We start from the raw sequence: 2,344 nt of genomic DNA, 5'->3' as shown, positions 1-2,344 counted from the left end.
GCCTGCTACTCCTGCTCCAATTATTGCCACTCTCATTTTTATACCTTCTTTCTTTGTTCATAAGGTTTATTGTGTAGCTTGTTTACTGTATATTCCATAAAAAGTGAACCGTATTTTATCGCATTGAAATTAGTATTGTAAACAAGTTTTTTCACTGGAGGAAAAGTAAGAATTTTTATAAACTTGTCCAATTTATCATTGTCCATAAGGTCTAAAGCTTTTCTAAACTCCAACATTTTTATATTAGCATTTGACAAAAAACTAATTTCTTTTTCAAAGTCAATTCCCTCTGCTATGCTTTTAGCAGCTATTGCCCCACTCATAATAGAGTTAAAAGTTCCAAATCCTAAAAAAGGCTCTATCGCCCCTCCTGCATTCCCAACAAAAAGCAAGTTTTCATATTGATGTGGAAAACAATTACCCGAAGTATGCTGCAAATCCACCATATTGACAATATCTACATTCATTTTCTCTACCTTTAGAAAGGTATCCCAATAATACTGCAGCTCTTCTTTTGAAATGTAAGGTATAACCATAGCTAAAACAGCTCTTTTTTCATTGTAAGGAATCAAATACACATAGCCGCTCTTAGTGTATAAAGTATTTATCAACATTATAAGAGTTTTTGTATCAAAATTTCCTAATACATTTGCAACTCTCACCCAGGTCGTCACCAGTTCTTGCCAACACCCCAATTCTTTTGGAATTTGCGAACTTCCCGTAGCAATAATGACATAATCGTAATTATTTTTTAACTTTTTATAATCAGCTTCTATATTGAAATTAACTGGTATTTCTAACTTATTATACAATTGATTTTCAAGAGAGTTTGCGTCCTGCCCTCTTAAAATCATATACCCAAGATTACTCCCAGTAACAGAAGCCGTTACAGTTGGCCCCTTCATAACTATTTTGTCAATTGTGTTAATTGGCTTAACCTCTATTCCATAAACATTTTTAAGATGATGAAGCGGATCCTTTATAGGCCTATTTATCACTTTTAATAACCCCGCAACATGGTTAAATAATTCACCTATTTTGCACTTTTTTTCGAAAATATCTGGTGTAATACCATATCTTTGAAAAGTAATCGCCGCAGCCAGCCCTGAAACACCAGCGCCAATAATAGCCACTTTCATGTTAACTCATCTCCGGTGTATTTAAAACTGTGTTATTTGGAATAGAAGGTTTCGATTCCAGACTTTCAATCTCCATTTGAAGAATAGAAATAAATCTCATAACATCATCCCTCATTTGAGTAAACAATTGCCTTACATATGGATTAGTTATATTTACGACACTTTCGTTGTAAAAAGCCTGAATATTGACTAAATTTTTTAGTAAATCTTGAAGCATGTCTAAAGGCTCTTGAGACATGTTCTTTTTGGAAAGCGAGCCAATATGCATAGTTTTTTCTGCTTTCTTTATATCCTCTTTGTGGTTTTTGACCATTATTTCAATTTGTTTTAGCAATGCTTTTGTTTGATTGTCCATCACTTCTTTCCCATATTCTCTCACTTTGTCCAATAATATTTTTTCCAAATTTTGAGCTTCAACAAAAGAACTTAGTATAATCTCTTGTTGTGTTATTTTTTGCACAGCCATCACATCCTAAAAAATCATTGTTTTAATTATTATATTTTCACACTGTGACTTTTTATATACAAAAAAAGAGGGTTTCCCCTCTTATATATCAAGCTCTTGTGTTACTCTACTGATAACTTCGGCCGATCTTTTAAAAGCAGCAATTTCTTCCTCTGAAAGTGGCAATTCAAGTATATTCACGATTCCATTTCGTCCGACAACGGACGGAAGGCTCAAAGCCACATCTGTAACACCATATTGCCCGGTTAACGGAGATGATACAGTTAAAATAGAATTTTCATCTCTGAAAATAGCTTCCACAATTCTTCTTACTGCGAGAGCAACCGCATAATATGTCGCACCCTTTTTTTCTATTATCGTATAAGCTGCTCTTACAACATTATTAAAAATCTCCTCTCTAAAATCTTTTTCACATACTCTTCCACATAAATTGCAATAATTATCAATTGGTATACCTGCTATGTTCGTAATGCTCCAAGCTGCAAGCTCAGAATCGCCATGCTCCCCAATTATATATCCGTGTATATTCCTCGGATCTATGTTACAATGTTTGCTTAAAAGATATCTGAATCTCGCACTGTCAAGAACTGTGCCAGACCCCAACACTCTTCCGTATGGCAAACCAGATATTTTATAGGTAACGTATGTAAGAATATCTACAGGATTTGTAACTATAAGGTATATTGCTGTGTCATTTACTTTAATAAGTTTTGCCACTATGTCTTTAAAAATCATTGTG

At 33.8% G+C, this 2,344-nt stretch carries 3 protein-coding genes; all 3 read right to left on the bottom strand.

What is annotated here, in order from left to right:
• Positions 1-38: 38 nt before the first annotated feature.
• A complete protein-coding gene (locus tag M663_RS0105465) occupies positions 39-1,139 on the bottom strand; it encodes an FAD-dependent oxidoreductase (protein ID WP_004400261.1) in 1,101 nt (366 codons plus the stop codon).
• Position 1,140: 1 nt separating this feature from the next.
• The gene (locus M663_RS0105460; protein ID WP_019907263.1) at positions 1,141-1,599 is read right to left on the bottom strand and encodes a hypothetical protein; all 459 of its coding nucleotides are present in this window, start codon (positions 1,597-1,599) and stop codon (positions 1,141-1,143) included.
• 87 nt (positions 1,600-1,686) lie between these two features.
• Positions 1,687-2,344: lactate dehydrogenase (locus tag M663_RS0105455; RefSeq protein WP_029688232.1), on the bottom strand; the 658-nt coding region annotated here is incomplete at its 5' end.

The organism is Thermoanaerobacter sp. A7A (assembly GCF_000445185.1).
Classification (GTDB): domain Bacteria; phylum Bacillota; class Thermoanaerobacteria; order Thermoanaerobacterales; family Thermoanaerobacteraceae; genus Thermoanaerobacter.
Note: the sequence above shows the minus strand (reverse complement) of the source record. Positions and strands in the feature narration are given on the sequence as shown.

Excerpts from the sequence above, each read along its gene's own strand:
- M663_RS0105465 (WP_004400261.1), bottom strand. The coding sequence starts at position 1,139 with ATGAAAGTGGCTATTATTGGCGCTGGTGTTTCAGGGCTGGCTGCGGCG.